This is a genomic window from Microbacterium hydrocarbonoxydans (assembly GCF_011752045.1).
In the GTDB taxonomy this organism is placed as follows: domain Bacteria; phylum Actinomycetota; class Actinomycetes; order Actinomycetales; family Microbacteriaceae; genus Microbacterium.
In genome coordinates this window covers 476,863-493,490 of record NZ_JAAKXW010000001.1, presented here as the reverse complement: position 1 = coordinate 493,490, position 16,628 = coordinate 476,863, and the positions used below count along the sequence as shown (strand labels likewise).

Sequence of the window (16,628 nt, the reverse complement as noted above, 5' to 3'; positions counted from 1 at the left end):
CGTTGATTCGATGCTTTCTCCCTCCTTTCCTCAGCGCGCCCCGTGGGGAACGGCGAGCAAACTGCGGGCGTGGCAGCAGGAAGCGCTGGACCAGTACTTCCAGGCCGATCAGCGCGACTTCCTCGTCGCCGCGACGCCCGGCGCAGGCAAGACGACCTTCGCACTGACGCTCGCCGTGGAACTCCTCCGGATGGGCGAGGTCAACCGCGTCATCGTGGTCGCGCCCACCGAGCACCTGAAGACCCAGTGGGCGGATGCCGCGGCGCGTGTGCACATCCGGCTCGATCCGCGTTTCAAGAACAGCCACTGGGCGCCCGCGCGGCACTACCACGGCGTGGTCGTGACCTACGCCCAGGTCGCAGCGAAGTCCTCCGTGCACCGTCACCTCACCGAGGACGCGAAGACCCTGGTGATCCTCGACGAGGTGCACCACGGCGGCGATGCGCTGAGCTGGGGCGACGCGATCCGCGACGCGTACGGGCCGGCCAAGCGGCGGCTGCTGCTGTCGGGAACGCCGTTCCGCAGCGACACCGCGCCCATCCCGTTCGTCGAGTACCTGCCGGACGAGTCCGGAGCGCGCGTCTCCAGCACCGACTACGCCTACGGCTACGGGCGTGCACTGGCCGACGGCGTCGTCCGTCCCGTGCTCTTCCACATGTACGCCGGGAAGATGCGCTGGCGCACCAGCGCCGGCGACGAGCTCGAAGCGCACCTCGGGCAGGACAACACCAAGGACGTCAACTCCCAGGCCTGGCGCACGGCGCTCGACCCGGAGGGGTCGTGGATGCCTGCCGTCCTCTCGGCGGCGGACCGGCGGCTCACCGAGATCCGCCATCACATCCCGGATGCTGGGGGACTGGTCCTCGCCACGGATCAGACCGTCGCCCGCGCCTACGCGAAGATCCTGCACAGCATCACCGGTCAGCAGCCGACCGTCGTCCTCTCCGACGACGCCTCCGCCTCGGAGCGGATCGAGAAGTTCAGCGCCGGAGACCGGCGCTGGATGGTCGCCGTGCGCATGGTGTCCGAGGGCGTCGACGTACCTCGGCTTGCGGTGGGGGTCTACGCGACCTCCTCATCGACACCGCTCTTCTTCGCGCAGGCCATCGGCCGGTTCGTGCGCGCCCGACGGCGTGGCGAGGCAGCGAGCGTCTTCCTGCCGAACGTGCCGGTGCTCATGGGCCTGGCCAACGAGCTGGAGAAGCAGCGCGATCATGCCCTCGACCGGCAGTCGAAGGACGAGGACGGCCTGGACGACTCGCTGCTCGAGAGCGCGAATCGCGAGGACGAGGCCTCCGACGCCCTCACCCAGGAGTTCAGCTATCAGGCGATCTCCTCCGTCGCGCACTTCGACCGGGTCGTCTTCGACGGCAAGGAGTTCGGTCAGCTCGCCGAGCCCGGCACCCCGGAGGAAGAGGAGTTCATCGGGTTCCCAGGCCTCCTCGAGCCCGAGCATGTGCACGAGCTGCTCATGCAGCGTCAGGCGCGCCAGTCGCGTCTGCGCGAGGCCCGCGAGGCGACGGCCGATCCGACCGAGACGACCACCCTGCCGGCACCTCTGCATCGCACGCTGCGTGAGCAGCGGCAGCTGCTGAACAGTCTCGTCGGCCTGTATGCACGCCAGTCCGGGGAGCCGCACGGCTCGGTGCACGCCGAGCTGCGACGCATCTGCGGCGGCCCTGCTGTGGCCCAGGCGACCGTGACCCAGCTGCAGTCGCGCATCGACGTTCTCCGCAAGCGCGTCCGCTCCTGAGGCGCCGTGCTTTCCGGCGCTTGCTGTGCGCGGCGGATTGAGGCGCTCGTAACCTGCCCGATCGTCGAGCGAGCGCCAGCCCACCGGTCGTTGAGCGAGCGGAGCGAGTCCATCGGTCGTTGAGCGAGCGGAGCGAGTCGAAACGCCCCTTCCGAAACACGACCCGAGAATCGGTCGGAAAGTATCTCAGACCTGGGGGAAACCGGCCTCTCAATGTCGGTGGCCCTCGGCAGAATTGAGGTATGAACAGCCCCGCAGACACCATCGCTCAGGTCGCTTCCGACCTGCGCGAGCTGCTGTCCGCGGACACGGTCGCGGGGCTGTCGGATGCCGACCGTGCGGCGCTGCTCGTCGGTCTCGGTGAGGTCTCCCGGCTGGCGGACGCCGGCATCGTGGAGGCGGTGGCGACGGCGGATGTGGAGTTCGGTCACCGGTTCGGATGTCGCGGCATGAACGAACTTCTCCGCCGCGCCACCCTGGTCGATGCGCCGACGGCGGGGAGGATCGTCCGTGCCGCGGACGCGGTCGCTCGGGATGTGAGCCTGGTGTCGGGGGAGCGGAAGCCGGCCCGCTGGCCCGCCATGCGGGAAGCACTCCTAGACGGCGCCGTCGGCGTGACCGGTCTGCTGGCCGCGGTGGGGCCGTTGGAGGCGGCGCGGGATCGGATCAGCCTGGAGGAGCGCCTGTGGGCGGATGCGAACCTCGCCGCCTTCGCACGCGGTGAGAACCTCCCCGATGTGGACGCCGACGGCGCGGAGGCTGACTCGGCCGGGGCAAGCGTAAGCGCCGATGTCGAAGACGTTGCAGATGCAGATGCAGATGGTGATGCGCCCGGCCCGGGTCCGCGGGCGTCGGCGGAGGACTTGAAGATGTTCGCGAGTGCTCTCGCGGTGGGGTTGGATCCCGACGGGGCGGAGCCTTCTGACTTGGAGGCGCAGTCGCGCCGGTGCTTCACGGTGGGCCGGTTGCGCAATGGGGTGCATCCGGTGCGCGGGAATCTGACTCCGGAGGTCGCTGCGGCGTGGCAGCTGATCGCCGACGCGTACAACAACCCGAAGGTCGGGGGAGCACCGGCACCGGGGGTGCGATTCGAGCCCGCTTCGGACGATGACGGCACCGATCCTGACGGTTATGGTGCCGATGGCGGCGAGGGTACTGGTGCGGGGGAGGACAGGTTCAATACCGATCCGCGGAACCTGATCGATGCCCGCACGCCCGGGCAGAAGCGCCACGACGCTCTCGCCGCCGCCGTGGGCATCGCCGCCCGCCACGACGACATGCCCACGCTCGGTGGTGCGGCCCCGACCCTGGTGGTGCATGTGGAAGCGAAGGACCTCGCCACCGGCACCGGCTGGGCCACGATCCCGGGCGCCGACACCCCCGTCTCGCTCGGCGTCGCCACGCACACGGCGTGTACGGGTGCGGTTCAGCGGGTGTTGTTCGACGAGGGCCGGATCGTGGGGATCTCGACGACCGATCGGGTGTTCACGGTGCATCAGCGGCGCGCGATCGTCGCCCGCGACCAGGAGTGCCTGATTCCGGGCTGTCATGTCCCGGCGTCGTGGTGTGAGATCCATCACGTCCACGAACACGCGAAAGGCGGTCCCACTCATACCGACAACGGGGTGCCGCTGTGCTGGTGGCATCACCGCTCCCTGGAGCATTCCGGGTGGGAGATCCGGATGAACGGCGGCCTGCCGCAGATCCGGGGTCCGGAGTGGTGGGACCCGCAACAGCGATGGCGCACCCCGCGACACTCCGTCCCGGTGAAACCACCCCGAAGAGCGGTGCTGCGCACCTGATGCATCCGCAGCATCCGCACCCTAGTGTCGTACGTCGGAAGGGGCGTTTCGACTCGCTTCGCTCGCTCAACGACCGGAACCGGGCTCCCTTCGCTCGCTCCACGGCAGGGTGGGGCGAGCTCGACAACCGGGCTTCAGAACGTCCGGGAAGGTGCCTTGACCGCGCACTTCGGAGGCCCGAAATGCTGTCAAACCTCGTCTCAGTTCGAGACCGGACATGACCCGCGGATAGCGTGGAACGGTTGCCCCGAACTCGGGCACGCATCGACCTGGAGGATCATGACAGCCCCCGCAGCCGCCGAGCCCACTGCCGCCGACCGCCGCCGCTGGGCGCGCTATCTCGTGGAGGAGCGCGCCGAGGGATTCGTCTACCAGAAGCTCGCGGACCGGCGCACAGGGGAGGAGCGCGAGATCTTGCTCAGCCTCGCGGAGGCCGAGCGTCGTCACGAGCAGCACTGGCTCGACCTACTCGGCGAGGAACCCGCGCGTCTGCCGCGCGCCGGCATCCGCTCCCGGCTGCTCGGATGGATGGCGGGCCGCTTCGGCTCGATCTTCGTGCTCGCACTCGCGCAGAGCGCGGAGGCCCGCTCTCCCTATGACGCGGAGCAGTACGCGACGCCCGCGATGCGCGCCGACGAGAAGGTGCACTACGAGGTCGTCCGCGGTCTCGCCGCGCGCGGGCGACGACGACTGTCGGGCTCCTTCCGTGCGGCCGTGTTCGGAGCCAACGACGGGCTGGTCAGCAATCTCGCTCTCGTGCTGGGCATCGGCGCCACCGGAGTGAGCCCGGGTTTCGTGCTGTTCAGCGGCGTCGCCGGGCTCCTCGCCGGAGCGCTGTCCATGGGAGCAGGCGAGTTCGTCTCTGTCCGCTCCCAGCGCGAGCTGCTCGCCGCGACCGAGGCGAACGAGGATGCCGCTGCATCCGCCGGAGATCTCGACATCGATGAGAACGAGCTCGCCCTGGTCTACCGCGCCCGCGGGATGGATCAGGACGAGGCCCTCGCCCGCGGTCGCCGGATCATCGCGGCGGCCCGCGCCGGCGCGCAGCGGGCGGCGACGGGCCCGGTCCGCGTTCACGGCGACGACCACGAGATCGTCGGCAGCGACTGGACCGCAGCGATCTCGAGCTTCCTGCTCTTCGCCTCCGGAGCGATCGTCCCGGTGCTGCCGTGGATCTTCGGTCTGCAGGGCACGACCGCGATCGTCGTCGCCCTCGTGCTCGTGGGGATCGCGCTGCTGAGCACCGGCGCCATGGTCGGCATCCTCTCCGGCGGACCCCCGCTGCGCCGCGCCCTCCGTCAGCTGGCGATCGGCTTCGGCGCCGCCGCGATCACCTACGCGCTCGGTCTGGCCTTCGGCGTCGGGGCCGTCTAGGGCCCGGCACGAAGCCGCATCGCACTCGCCGGAACGACGAAGTGGTGCTCCGATCTGCTGACCGGGGCACCACTTCACTCGGTGCGAATCAGCAGGTCCGCGTCACCCGCGCAGAACGGAGCGAAGCGCAGGGCATCGGAACGAAGAAGAGCCCCGATCCTTCCGGACCGGAGCTCTTCTTCGTTCTGTGCGCGGAGGGGGACTTGAACCCCCACGCCCTATCGGGCACTAGCACCTCAAGCTAGCGCGTCTACCATTCCGCCACCCGCGCAGGTGTTGGATTGTTCGTTGCCGAACGAAGATTTACATTAGCACGAGCGAAGCAGGTCTCAGAAACCGAGCGCTCCGCCCGGGCGCGCCACACCGCTTCGATAGCCTGGGACCATGACCGATCCCTGGCTCCCCGAGGTCGTCCGCATCGCGAGCGACCTGATCCGCTTCGACACGTCGAACTATGGCGGCGGCAAGGCGAACGGGGAGCGGGAGGCCGCGGAGTATGTGGGCGCCTACCTGGAGGGACTCGGTCTCGAGGTCGAGTACTACGAGCCGATCCCTCGCCGGACGAACGTGATGGCGCGTGTTCCCGGTCGCAATCGGGACAAGCCCGCCCTCGTCGTGCACGGTCACCTCGACGTCGTGCCCGCCATGCCGGAGGACTGGACGGTCGATCCGTTCAGCGGGGTCGTGCAGGACGGGATGCTGTGGGGTCGCGGCGCGGTCGACATGAAGAACATGAACGCGATGATCCTCACCGCCGTCGCCGACATCCTGCGGGCCGGGGAGCAGCCGGAGCGCGACCTCGTGCTCGCGTTCTTCGCGGACGAGGAGAACGGCGGCGTCGAGGGATCCGCGCTCGTCGTCCAGAACCGTCCGGAGTGGTTCGCCGGCGCGACGGAGGCGATCAGCGAGGTCGGCGGCTATTCGATCACGGTCGACGACCGGCGCGCGTACCTCCTGCAGGTCGGGGAGAAGGCCCTGATCTGGATCCGCCTCATCGCGAAGGGCCGCGCCGGTCACGGGAGTCGCCTGCACGAGGACAACGCCGTCACGAAGCTCGCCGAGGCCGTGGCCACGATCGGCCGCACGCGCTGGCCTCTGCATCTCACGCCCACGACAGAGGCTCTCCTGGGTGGCCTCAGCACGCTCACCGGGCGCTCGGCCGACGATCCCGACGCCCTCGCCGCCGCTGCCGGACCCGCGGAGGCGTTCCTGCGCTCCACGTTCCGGACCACGACCAACCCGACGATGCTCACCGCCGGGTACAAGCACAACGTGATCCCCGAGCGCGCGGAGGCCCTCATCGACGTCCGCGTCATCCCCGGCACCGAGGACGACGTGCTCGCCGAACTGCAACAGCTCGTCGGCGACGAGATCGAGATCGAGATCGTCGTGCGTGACATCGGCATGGAGACGCCCTTCTCCGGTGACCTCGTCGAGGCGATGGTGGCGAGCCTCGGCCGCCACGACCCGGGGGTCCCGGTCATCCCGTATCTTCTCGGTGCGGGCACGGACAACAAGGCCCTCGCGTACCTCGGCATCACGGGGTACGGATTCGCCCCGCTGAAACTCCCGGCTGACCTGGATTTCACAGGGATGTTCCACGGAGTGGACGAGCGCGTCCCCGTAGAATCGCTTGTCTTCGGCCAGCGGGTGCTGGCCGATCTGCTGCGCACGTACTGAGCGCCGCTCCCGCATCTGCGTCCTGAATCAGAAAGCCCTCCATGCACCTGCTCGAAGCGCTCATCCTCGGCATCGTCCAGGGACTCACCGAGTTCCTGCCCATCTCCTCCAGCGCGCACCTGCGCATCCTCGGCACGTTCCTGCCGTCGGGGGAGGACCCCGGTGCGGCCTTCACCGCCATCACCCAGATCGGCACGGAGGCCGCGGTCGTCGTGTTCTTCTGGCGTGACATCGTGCGGATCATCACGCAGTGGTTCCGCTCGCTCACGGGCAAGGCGCCGCGCAACGATCCCGACGCGCGGATGGGCTGGATGATCATCATCGGCAGCATCCCGATCGTCGTCCTCGGGCTGCTCTTCCAGGACCAGATCGAGACCGTGCTGCGGTCGATGTGGATCGTCGCGATCATGCTCATCGTGTTCGGAATCCTGCTCGGCATCGCAGACCACGTCGGTGCGAAGCGACGCAGGCTCGACGACCTCACGTACCCGCACGGCGTCGCCTACGGCTTCGCGCAGGCGCTGGCCCTCATCCCCGGCGTCTCCCGCTCGGGCGGCACGATCACGATGGGGCTCTTCCTCGGCTACGAGCGGGCCGCGGCGGCGCGCTACGCCTTCCTGCTGGCCATTCCGGCCGTGTTCGGGAGCGGTTTCTACCAGGTGTTCAAGAGCTGGGACGAGCCGGCGTTCTTCTCCTTCGGCGACACGCTCGCCGCCACCGGCATCGCCTTCGTGGTCGCGCTCGGCGTGATCGCGTTCTTCATGAACTGGATCTCGAAGCGCAGCTTCCTGCCCTTCGTGATCTACCGCATCCTGCTGGGCACGGCTCTCCTGGTGCTGCTCGGCACCGGAGTGATCCCCGCCTGACGATCTGCCGAGGCGGCCTGGACCCGGCGCTCAGCGCTTGCGGTCCCCGGGCTCGTCGCCGCGACGGCGCAGATACCGCTCGAACGCCTGGGCGATCGCGTCTCCGGAGGCCTCGGGCGAGTCCCAGGTGTCCCTGGTGCGCTCCAGCTGCCGGATGTACTCCGTCATGTCCTCGTCATCCGCCGCTGCGGCGTCGATCGAGGCCTCCCACGCGGCGGCCTCGGTGCGCAGCTGGTCACGGGGCGCGTCCACGCCGGTGAGCTCCTCGAGCCGGTCGAGCAGCGCGAGCGTCACCTTGGGGGATGGTGTGGCGGAGGCCACATAGTGCGGCACGCTGGCCCACAGGCTCGCGGTGGGGATGCCGGCGCCCTCGGCGAAGTGCTCGAACACGCTGAGGATGCCGACCGGTCCTTCGTAGAGCGAGCGCTCCAGGCCATGAGCCTCGCGCACGGCCTCGTTCTGGCTGGACGCGAAGATCGAGATCGGTCGCGTGTGCGGGACGTCGGAGAGCATCGCGCCGAGCGTCACGAGACCGGTGACGTCGTCGCGCAGCGCGACGTCGATGAACTCGGAGGCGAACGCCTGCCAGGTGCGCGCGGGCTCCACTCCGGTGAGAAGCCAGATCTCCGGGCCCGGCCCAGGGTCCCGCGGACGCCACAGACCCGCCTCGGGCCAGGTGAGCTGGCGCCTCCCCTCAGCGTCCATCTTCGTGGCGGGACGGGTGTACTGGTAGTCGAAGTACAGCTCGGGATCGATCGAGTGAACCAGGTCGTAGTCGGTCATCTGGCGGAGCACGGAGATCGCGCCGCTCGCAGCCTCGCCTGCATCGTTCCAGCCGTCGAAGGCGGCGACGATGATGCGCGAACCGAGAACATCCATCGTGTGTGCTCCCTTCGGGTTGCCGGATCGGTATCCCACCAGGCTAGTCCGCGCGGACGAGGCGCGGGCGGCGCCACGGCTAACATGGTCCAGTGAGCAGACAGCCCAGCGCGGTCCTTTGGGACATGGACGGAACCCTCGTCGACACCGAGCCCTACTGGATGGCGGCGGAGACGGCGCTGGTCGAGTCCCACGGCGGCACCTGGACCCACGAGGACGCACTGCAGCTGGTCGGGAACGGCCTGATCGACAGCGCGATCATCCTGCAGAACGCCGGCGTCGACATGGACGCCGAGACCATCGTCTCGCACCTCACGGATGCCGTGCAGGAGTCTCTGCGCACCCACGGCGTCCCGTTCCGCCCTGGTGCCCGCGAGCTGCTGCTCGACCTCAAGGGCGCAGGCATCCGCACCGGCCTGGTGACGATGTCGCTGCGCCGGATGGCGCTCGGCGTCGTGGATCTCATCGACTTCGAGGCCTTCGACGTGGTCGTCGCCGGCGATGACGTCGAGAACGCCAAGCCGCACCCGGAGCCGTATCTGCAGGCCGCTGCGCTGCTGGGCGTCGACATCGCGGATGCCGTCGTGCTCGAGGACTCCCCGACCGGCCTGCGCGCGGGGATCGCCTCCGGCGCCGTCGTCCTCGGCGTGCCGCACATCGTCGCCCTCGACCACGTCGGCGCCCATGAGCTGTGGCCGACGCTCGCCGACAGGGGCGCCGCCGACCTGGTCGACCTCTTCGACCGCATGACGTCCATGACAGGAGCCTCCCGATGACCCACACCAGCGCACAGCGGCCGAGCGGCCCGTTCCGGGAAGGCGACCGGGTGCAGCTGACGGGTCCGAAGGGACGTCTGCACACCGTCACCCTCCGTGAGGACGGCGAGCTCCACACGCATCACGGCGTTCTGTTCCACCGCGACCTCATCGGACTTCCTGACGGGTCAGTCGTCGCCAACAGCTCCGGTCACGACTACCTCGCCCTGCGCCCGCTCCTGCGAGACTTCGCCATGTCGATGCCACGCGGGGCAGCCATCGTCTACCCGAAGGACGCCGCGCAGATCGTCATGCAGGCCGACATCTTCCCCGGAGCCGTCGTCGTCGAGGCCGGTGTCGGCTCGGGCGCGCTCTCGCTCTCGCTGCTGCGCGCGATCGGCCCCGCGGGCCGCCTCGTCTCCTTCGAGCGCCGGGACGATTTCGCAGAGGTCGCACGGGGCAACGTGGAGACTTTCTTCGGCGCGACCCCCGACACGTGGAGCGTCGTCGTCGGCGATCTCGCCGAGGAGCTGCCCGCGCAGTTCGAGCCCGGCACCGTCGACCGCGTCGTGCTGGACATGCTCGCGCCCTGGGAGTGCATGGACGTCGTCGCCGAGGCGCTCACGCCAGGAGGCGTGGTGCTCTGCTACGTGGCCACCGCCACGCAGCTCTCCCGCGTCGCCGAGTACATCCGCGGCACGGGGCTGTTCACCGACCCGGATGCCTCCGAGACGATGGTCCGCGGCTGGCACGTCGAGGGTCTCGCCGTCCGTCCCGACCACCGCATGGTCGCACACACCGGCTTCCTGCTCACCGCGCGCCGTCTGGCTCCGGGAGCGGTCGCTCCGTCAGTGAAGCGCCGTGCCTCCAAGAGCAGCTACGGCGATGAGGACGTGGAGCTCTGGACCCCGGGCGCCGTCGGAGACCGCGAGATCACGGACAAGAACCTGCGCAAGCGCGCCCGGGAGGCGGCCAGGGCGGCGGAGGGGGCGCGCTTGGCGACCGCATCGCGCGAATCGGACTCGACGACGGAATAGACTGGAGCGCGTGCGTAAAACGTCCGCCGTTCTGGCCACTCTCAGCCTCGCCGTCCTCGCTCTGACCGGATGCACGGCGGCTCCGACCTTCGGCGGAGCATCGTGCGATCGCACCGCTGACGCGCACGGCGTCGCGGATGCCGTCACCATCGAGGGCGACCTCGGCAGTGAGCCGGACGTCGACGTCTTCGCCCCCGTTCACTTCAAGAGCACGTCGTTCACGGACGCGATCGTCGGCGAAGGCCGACCGCTCGTGTCGGACACGCAGCTGATGACCGCCGAGCTCTCCATCTACAGCGGGAAGACCGGCGAGAAGATCTTCGCGACGTCCTACGACGAGGAGAACGGCAGCCTGTCGAACATCGCGTCGTGGGCCACGCAGTCGCCCGGGCTCGCCACCGTCCTCCCGTGCGCCACCGAGGGATCCCGCGTCGTCGCGGCGCTCACCCCCGAGGACTTCGGCGAGCAGTCGCAGGCCGCGCTCGGTGTGGACCCCGACGACACGGTCATCTTCGTCGTCGACATCCTGGATGTCTTCCTCTCGAAGGCCGAGGGAGCACTGCAGTTCAACGACGCGCGCAACGTGCCGACTGTCGTTCGCGCAGCCGACGGCACCCCCGGTGTGATCATCCCCGACGGCGCGGCGCCGACCGAGCAGGTCGTGCAGACGCTGATCAAGGGCGAGGGAGAGCCGGTGGGGGAGACCCAGACCCCGATCGTGAACCTCACCGTGGTGGGCTGGGACGACAAGAAGGAGATCACCTCCACCTGGGGCGCGAACCCGAGCATGGATCTCGCCACCACGGCTCCGGCCGTCGCCGAGGCGCTGATCGGCAAGCCGGTCGGCTCGCAGATCCTCGTGGTCACTCCCGAGGCCGACGGCGTGCCCGCGGCCGCCTACGTCGTCGACATCCTGGGAGCAGTGACCGCCCGGTGATGGCCGCTGCCCGGATTCCCGCGGAGGAGCGCCTGACGAATCTCGTCGTGGCGCTGATGGCCACGGAGATCGGGCTCACCAAGCAGCAGATCCTCGACAACGTGTCGGGCTACCGCCAGCGTGCGGATGCCGGAGTCCGCACGGATGCTCTCGAGAAGATGTTCGAGCGGGACAAGGAAGAGCTCCGCTCGCTCGGCGTGCCCGTGGAGACCATCGGCGACCCGGCGGACCCCAATGATCTCCGCGAGGCCCGCTACCGTATTCCGCAGGCGGAATACGACCTGCCCGCGGACATCGCCTTCAGCCCGGCCGAGCTCGCCGTCCTGCAGCTCGCGGGGAGCGTGTGGAGCGCCGAATCGGCCTCTCGGGACGCACAGGCCGGCGTGCGCAAGATCCGTGCTCTCGGGATCGACGGCGACGAGCCGATCATCGGCTTCGCGCCGCGGATCACCGCTCAGGACGCCGCCTTCTCGCCCCTGCAGGACGCGATCGAGAAGAGCAGAGTCGTCGTCTTCGATTACCTGAAGCCGGGGGAGGACGCACCACGCAGACGGACGATCCGCCCTCTCGCGCTGGTGGACTACGAGGCGCGCTGGCACGTCTTCGGTATCGACGTGGACGTGGAGGAGGACAGGATGTTCCTCCTCAGCCGCATCGTCGGGGACGTGCGGGTAACCGCCACCGCATTCGATCCCGAGCTCCGCGAAGGAGCGGGGGAGCGCGCTCTCGCCGGTCTGGATCGGGTCGCCGCAGCCAACTCGGCCCTTCTCGAGGTCACGCCCGGCACCGAGGCCGCACTGCGCCTGGGCCGCCGGGCGACTCCGGCGACCCAGGGGATCAGGGTGCCTTTCGTGGACCTCCACATCCTCGCCGACGAGCTCGCCTCCTATGGTCCGGAGGTGCGGGTCGTGGAACCCGAGCCGCTGCGCGAGGCAGTCATCGCCCGTCTGCGCGCGGTGGTCGATGCCAACGGGGAGGAGCAGCGATGAGCGCCCAGCCCAAGCCCCTGCTCGCCGCCGACCGCGTGAGGCTCTACCTCACGCTCGTGCCGTATCTCCTCGAGCACGGCCAGGTGTCCCTCGCAGAGGCCGCGTCCGAGTTCGGCGTCACGCCCGAGGAGATGCGCTCGATGGTCGAGAAGCTCACCGTGATCGGCCTTCCCGGCGATTCCGGGTACTGGCAGCAGCCGCAGGAGATGTTCGACATCAACTGGGACCTCCTCGACGAGGAGGACGTGATCGAGATCACCAACGACGTCGCCCTCCGCCGGGTGCCGCGGTTCACGGCCCGTGAGGCCGCCGCCCTCCTCGCCGGTCTCCAGATGGTGGCCGCCGTGCCCGCCGTCTCCGACTCCGGACTCGTCGCCGGACTCATCTCCAAGCTCTCCCGGGGCGCGGCGGATGCCCCGGCTGAGGTGGTCGTCGCGCCGAGCGCGGTCGATGAGGTGCGCGAGGTCGTCGCCCGCGGCGTCCAGGAGGGGGTCGCGGTGTCCTTCACCTATCAGGCGCCGGATGCCGAGCCGACCACCCGGACCGTCGACCCGGTGCAGATCCTCATCACGAACGCCCAGTGGTACCTGCAGGGCTGGTGCCATCTGCGCCAGGCGATGCGCACGTTCCACCTGGATCGCGTGAGCGCTCCGCAGCTGACCGACATCCCGATCACCCATCGTGGCGATCAGGTGCCCGAGGCCTTCTCGACCATCGCGGACGACTGCGAGGTCGGCGTCCGCGTGCCCGAGCGCCTGGCTCCGCTGCTCGGCGCCTTCCTCTCCCCGGACGACGTGTCGACCGCGGACGGCGTGGTGACCGCCCGCCTGCACATGGCGGACCCGCGCGGGATCAAGCGGATCGCCGCGCGCTTCGGCGGTGCGCTGGAAGTGCTCGAGCCGAGTGTCGCGCGAGCCGCCACCCGGGAGTGGGCCGCGGCGGGACTCGCTCTCTATCGCAGCCCCGGCTCCGCCGATTGAGCTGTAGACTTCAGACACCACCCAAAGAAGACGGGATATTTGAGATGTTTGCTGGAATGCAAGGCTGGCACCTGCTGATCGTCCTCGCGGTGATCCTTCTTCTGTTCGGTGCCGCGAAGCTGCCCGCCCTCGCCAAGAGCGTCGGCCAGTCCGCCCGCGTGTTCAAGGGTGAGATGAAGGCGATGAAGGAGGAGGACGCCACGGCGCCCTCGACCACTCCGTCGGTCGCCGCCGAGCCCACCACGGCGAAGGATGCGGGCACCGATTCTGAGAATCCGCCCCGCACCTGACGGCCGTGGGACCCATCGAACCGACCTCAGATGTGAAGCCGGGTCGGGATCGGCGGATGTCGCTCGGCGCTCATCTTGTCGAACTCCGCAAGCGACTGATGCTCGCCGCGCTCGCGCTGCTTGTGGGCATGGTCGTCGCGTTCATCGTCGCCGACCCCGTCATCCACTTCATCACCGAGCCCATCCGGATCATCACGGAGAAGCGCGGGGATGACTTCAGCGCGCTGAACTTCGAGTCGGTGACGTCGGCGTTCGATCTGCGCATGCGGATCGCCTTCTCCATCGGCCTCTTCATCTCCGCACCGGTATGGCTCTGGCAGATCTGGGCCTTCATCATGCCCGGCCTCACCCGCAAAGAGGTCAGGTACACGATCGGGTTCGTCGCCGCCGCCGTGCCGCTCTTCTTCGCCGGCTGCTATCTCGGCATGGTCATCATGCCGCATGTGATCGAGCTGATGTGGGGCTTCACGCCGGAAGGCGGCACGAACTTCTACAAGGCGCAGGAGTACTACGACTTCGTCTTCAAGCTGATGATCGTGATCGGCGTCTCCTTCGTCCTTCCGGTCTTCCTCGTCGCCCTCAACATCGCGGGCATCATGTCCGGCCGTGCGATCCTCAAGGGCTGGCGCATCGCCGTTCTGATCGCCACCGTCTTCGCCGCGCTGGCCACGCCGGCCGCCGACGTGGTGAGCATGCTGATGCTCGCCGGCATCCTCATCGTGCTGTTCTTCGCCGCCGCGGGTCTGTCCCTCCTGTTCGACCGGCGCAAGCGGAAGAAGGACGCCGCGGCGGGGCTCCTGCCGGAAACCGCATGAGCTCTCCGTCCGAGAGGTACGCCGCAGCCAGGGACGCCGCCGAGCATCCGGAGACCGCCGCGTTCGCCGCACGGCAGAGATTCGACCTCGACCCGTTCCAGGTCGCCGGCTGTCACGCACTGGAGCGGGGGAACAGCGTGCTCGTCGCCGCGCCGACCGGTGCAGGCAAGACGATCGTCGGCGAGTTCGCCATCCATCTCGCGATGCAGACGCCGAGCGACAAGGCCTTCTACACGACGCCGATGAAGGCGCTCTCGAACCAGAAGTTCCGCGAACTCGTCGACGTGTACGGCCCCGACCAGGTGGGACTCCTCACCGGCGACACGAACATCAACGGCGGAGCACGCATCGTGGTCATGACGACCGAGGTGCTCCGGAACATGATCTACGCGGATTCCGCGGCGCTCCGCGACCTCCGCTACGTGGTGATGGACGAGGTGCACTACCTCGCCGACCGCTTCCGCGGCGCCGTCTGGGAAGAGGTGATCATCCACCTCCCGCAGCACGTGCGGCTCGTGTCTCTCAGCGCCACGGTCTCGAACGCCGAGGAGTTCGGCGACTGGCTGGACACCGTCCGCGGCGACACCGAGGTGATCGTGTCCGAGACGCGTCCGGTGCCCCTTGAGCAGCACGTCCTCGTCCGTGACGACCTGCTGCCCCTGTTCGACGACCGTGCCGGTCTCGCCACCTCGAGGGTGAACCAGGAGCTCATGCGCATCCGGTCGTTCACCGGCTCGAGCTACGACAGCAACCGCGAGGCGCAGGCGTACCGCAGCAACCGCCACGCCGGCCGTCAGGCACAGCGCCCGCCGCGGGGAGGGCGACGACCTGTCCGCTCCGCCAACGTGCGCCGCATCGAGCGCATGGACCGCCCGGACGTCGTCCACCTGCTCGAGCAGGCGAATCTCCTGCCGGCGATCTTCTTCATCTTCAGCCGCGTCGGCTGCGACGCCGCCGTGCAGCAGATCCGCCGCTCCGGGCTCCGGCTGACCTCCGCCGAGGAGCGTCAGGAGATCCGCGCGATCGTCGAGAACCGCACTCGGAGCCTCCAGGACGAGGACCTCGCCGTGCTCGGCTACTGGGAGTGGCTGGAGAACCTCGAGCGCGGGGTCGCGGCGCACCACGCCGGCCTCCTGCCCGCTTTCAAGGAGGTCGTGGAGGAGCTCTTCCAGCGCAAGCTCGTCAAGGTGGTGTTCGCCACCGAGACCCTCGCTCTCGGCATCAACATGCCGGCGCGGACGGTCGTGCTCGAGAAGATGGAGAAGTTCAACGGCGAGGCCAGGGTCGCGATCACCTCCGGCGAGTACACGCAGCTCACCGGGCGTGCGGGACGGCGCGGCATCGACGTCGAGGGCCACGCGGTCGTGCAGTGGACGGAGGGCATGGATCCGCAGGCGGTCGCCGCGCTCGCCTCGCGACGGACCTACCCGCTGAACTCGAGCTTCCGTCCCACCTACAACATGGCGGTGAACCTCATCGACCTGTTCGGGAAGGCGCGGGCGCGGCAGATCCTCGAGTCGTCGTTCGCGCAGTTCCAGGCGGATCGTTCGGTCGTCGGGCTCGCCAGGCAGGTTCGCGAGGCGGAGGAGTCCCTGGCGGGCTACCAGAAGTCGATGGCGTGCGACCACGGAGACTTCGCCGACTACTCGGCCATCCGCCGCGAGCTCAGCGACCTGGAGAAGAAGAACCGCCAGGATTCGCATGCGCCGCGCGCGACGCGCGAGAAGCGGCTGAAGAAGATCCAGTCCCTGCGGAACCGGATGCAGCGGCACGGCTGCCATCGCTGCCCCGACCGGGAGTCGCATGCGCGGTGGGCCGAGCGCTACTGGAAGCTCAAGCGCGAGACCGATCGCACGCGCCGGCAGATCGAGAACCGCACCGGCACGGTCGCACGCGTCTTCGACAGGGTCGTCGAGGTTCTGGAGACCCTCGACTACCTGACGCGGGAAGACGGCGAGACCAGGCTGACGGATGCCGGCCGGACGATGCGCCGCATCTACGGTGAACGCGACCTGCTCGTCGCCGAGTCCCTCCGGCAGGGCCTCTGGAAGGGGCTGGACGCCCCCTCGCTGGCCGCGATGGCCTGCTGTCTCGTCTACGAGCCGCGGAGGGACGAATCGAACTCGGGGGAGCGCGGCCTGCCTCGCGGCGCGTTCCGGGCCGCGTACGAGAAGACCGCATCGCTGTGGGCAGAGCTCGACGACCTCGAGAAGGAGCATCATCTTCCGGGCAGCGAGCCGCTCGCCGCCGGCCTGGCCGGTGCGATGCACTCCTGGGCCCGCGGGGGCACGCTCGATCGCGTCCTCATCGATGCGGACATGGCCGCGGGGGACTTCGTCCGCTGGGCGAAGCAGACCATCGACCTTCTCGACCAGCTGTCCATCGTGGCCGAGGATGCCGCGATCGCCCGCACCGCGCGCACCGCACTCGACGGCGTCCGCCGCGGCATCGTCGCCTACTCGTCGATGTGA

14 protein-coding genes and 1 tRNA gene are annotated in these 16,628 nt (G+C 69.0%); 13 read left to right on the top strand and 2 right to left on the bottom strand.

Annotated features, from left to right (window positions below; all coding sequences use genetic code 11):
* Positions 1-10 precede the first annotated feature (10 nt).
* The 3 genes from G6G98_RS02430 to G6G98_RS02420 all read left to right on the top strand — a co-directional run bounded on the left by G6G98_RS02430 (position 11) and on the right by G6G98_RS02420 (position 4,929).
* On the top strand, positions 11-1,753 hold the full coding sequence (locus G6G98_RS02430; protein ID WP_067351839.1) for a DEAD/DEAH box helicase: 1,743 nt from the start codon (positions 11-13) through the stop codon (positions 1,751-1,753).
* 242 nt (positions 1,754-1,995) lie between these two features.
* The gene (locus G6G98_RS02425; RefSeq protein WP_164233747.1) at positions 1,996-3,555 is read left to right on the top strand and encodes an HNH endonuclease signature motif containing protein; all 1,560 of its coding nucleotides are present in this window, start codon (positions 1,996-1,998) and stop codon (positions 3,553-3,555) included.
* 279 nt (positions 3,556-3,834) lie between these two features.
* On the top strand, positions 3,835-4,929 hold the full coding sequence (locus tag G6G98_RS02420) for a VIT1/CCC1 transporter family protein (RefSeq protein WP_067351846.1): 1,095 nt from the start codon (positions 3,835-3,837) through the stop codon (positions 4,927-4,929).
* A 188-nt stretch (positions 4,930-5,117) separates the two neighbouring features.
* Here the strand turns inward: G6G98_RS02420 and G6G98_RS02415 are convergent.
* Positions 5,118-5,200, bottom strand: a tRNA-Leu gene (locus tag G6G98_RS02415).
* 113 nt (positions 5,201-5,313) lie between these two features.
* On the opposite strand from G6G98_RS02415, the gene G6G98_RS02410 reads away from it, so the two are divergent.
* Entirely contained in the window at positions 5,314-6,609 is a 1,296-nt protein-coding gene (locus G6G98_RS02410) for a M20/M25/M40 family metallo-hydrolase (protein ID WP_067351849.1), read from the top strand.
* A 41-nt stretch (positions 6,610-6,650) separates the two neighbouring features.
* Positions 6,651-7,475, top strand: coding sequence for an undecaprenyl-diphosphate phosphatase (locus G6G98_RS02405; protein WP_067351853.1), 825 nt, complete (start codon positions 6,651-6,653; stop codon positions 7,473-7,475).
* Positions 7,476-7,505: 30 nt separating this feature from the next.
* Here the strand turns inward: G6G98_RS02405 and G6G98_RS02400 are convergent, their stop codons facing one another.
* A complete protein-coding gene (locus tag G6G98_RS02400; protein ID WP_067351856.1) occupies positions 7,506-8,354 on the bottom strand; it encodes a PAC2 family protein in 849 nt (282 codons plus the stop codon).
* A gap of 92 nt (positions 8,355-8,446) precedes the next feature.
* Here G6G98_RS02400 and G6G98_RS02395 point away from each other — a divergent pair, with 92 nt between their 5' ends.
* Genes G6G98_RS02395 through G6G98_RS02360 form a run of 8 tightly spaced genes read left to right on the top strand, consistent with a single transcriptional unit; the run spans position 8,447 to position 16,628 of the window.
* Positions 8,447-9,130, top strand: a complete 684-nt coding sequence (locus G6G98_RS02395) for an HAD family hydrolase (protein ID WP_279587584.1) — start codon at positions 8,447-8,449, stop codon at positions 9,128-9,130.
* A complete protein-coding gene (locus G6G98_RS02390) occupies positions 9,127-10,146 on the top strand; it encodes a tRNA (adenine-N1)-methyltransferase (RefSeq protein WP_067351863.1) in 1,020 nt (339 codons plus the stop codon). Before G6G98_RS02395 ends, G6G98_RS02390 begins: the two co-directional genes overlap by 4 nt.
* 10 nt (positions 10,147-10,156) lie before the next feature.
* Complete coding sequence (locus tag G6G98_RS02385; RefSeq protein ID WP_067351866.1) at positions 10,157-11,083, top strand: hypothetical protein; 927 nt, start codon at positions 10,157-10,159, stop codon at positions 11,081-11,083.
* Complete coding sequence (locus G6G98_RS02380; protein WP_067351870.1) at positions 11,083-12,072, top strand: helix-turn-helix transcriptional regulator; 990 nt, start codon at positions 11,083-11,085, stop codon at positions 12,070-12,072. Before G6G98_RS02385 ends, G6G98_RS02380 begins: the two co-directional genes overlap by 1 nt.
* Positions 12,069-13,052, top strand: coding sequence for a helix-turn-helix transcriptional regulator (locus tag G6G98_RS02375; RefSeq protein ID WP_067351873.1), 984 nt, complete (start codon positions 12,069-12,071; stop codon positions 13,050-13,052). Before G6G98_RS02380 ends, G6G98_RS02375 begins: the two co-directional genes overlap by 4 nt.
* Positions 13,053-13,096: 44 nt before the next feature.
* Complete coding sequence (tatA, locus tag G6G98_RS02370) at positions 13,097-13,342, top strand: twin-arginine translocase TatA/TatE family subunit (RefSeq protein WP_067351877.1); 246 nt, start codon at positions 13,097-13,099, stop codon at positions 13,340-13,342.
* 56 nt (positions 13,343-13,398) lie between these two features.
* Positions 13,399-14,157 (top strand): twin-arginine translocase subunit TatC, encoded by a 759-nt coding sequence (gene tatC / locus G6G98_RS02365; RefSeq protein ID WP_067351880.1) that lies wholly within the window; start codon positions 13,399-13,401, stop codon positions 14,155-14,157.
* Positions 14,154-16,628 carry a DEAD/DEAH box helicase gene (locus tag G6G98_RS02360; protein WP_067351884.1) on the top strand — a complete coding sequence of 825 codons (2,475 nt, stop codon included), beginning with the start codon at positions 14,154-14,156 and terminating at the stop codon, positions 16,626-16,628. Before tatC ends, G6G98_RS02360 begins: the two co-directional genes overlap by 4 nt.

Coding starts and splice junctions, on each gene's coding strand:
- G6G98_RS02425 (WP_164233747.1), top strand. CDS start 1,996: ATGAACAGCCCCGCAGACACCATCGCTCAGGTCGCTTCCGACCTGCGC.
- G6G98_RS02360 (WP_067351884.1), top strand. CDS start 14,154: ATGAGCTCTCCGTCCGAGAGGTACGCCGCAGCCAGGGACGCCGCCGAG.
- tatC (WP_067351880.1), top strand. CDS start 13,399: ATGTCGCTCGGCGCTCATCTTGTCGAACTCCGCAAGCGACTGATGCTC.
- G6G98_RS02420 (WP_067351846.1), top strand. CDS start 3,835: ATGACAGCCCCCGCAGCCGCCGAGCCCACTGCCGCCGACCGCCGCCGC.
- G6G98_RS02380 (WP_067351870.1), top strand. CDS start 11,083: ATGGCCGCTGCCCGGATTCCCGCGGAGGAGCGCCTGACGAATCTCGTC.
- G6G98_RS02405 (WP_067351853.1), top strand. CDS start 6,651: ATGCACCTGCTCGAAGCGCTCATCCTCGGCATCGTCCAGGGACTCACC.
- G6G98_RS02390 (WP_067351863.1), top strand. CDS start 9,127: ATGACCCACACCAGCGCACAGCGGCCGAGCGGCCCGTTCCGGGAAGGC.
- G6G98_RS02375 (WP_067351873.1), top strand. CDS start 12,069: ATGAGCGCCCAGCCCAAGCCCCTGCTCGCCGCCGACCGCGTGAGGCTC.
- G6G98_RS02400 (WP_067351856.1), bottom strand. CDS start 8,354: ATGGATGTTCTCGGTTCGCGCATCATCGTCGCCGCCTTCGACGGCTGG.
- G6G98_RS02410 (WP_067351849.1), top strand. CDS start 5,314: ATGACCGATCCCTGGCTCCCCGAGGTCGTCCGCATCGCGAGCGACCTG.
- G6G98_RS02430 (WP_067351839.1), top strand. CDS start 11: ATGCTTTCTCCCTCCTTTCCTCAGCGCGCCCCGTGGGGAACGGCGAGC.
- tatA (WP_067351877.1), top strand. CDS start 13,097: ATGTTTGCTGGAATGCAAGGCTGGCACCTGCTGATCGTCCTCGCGGTG.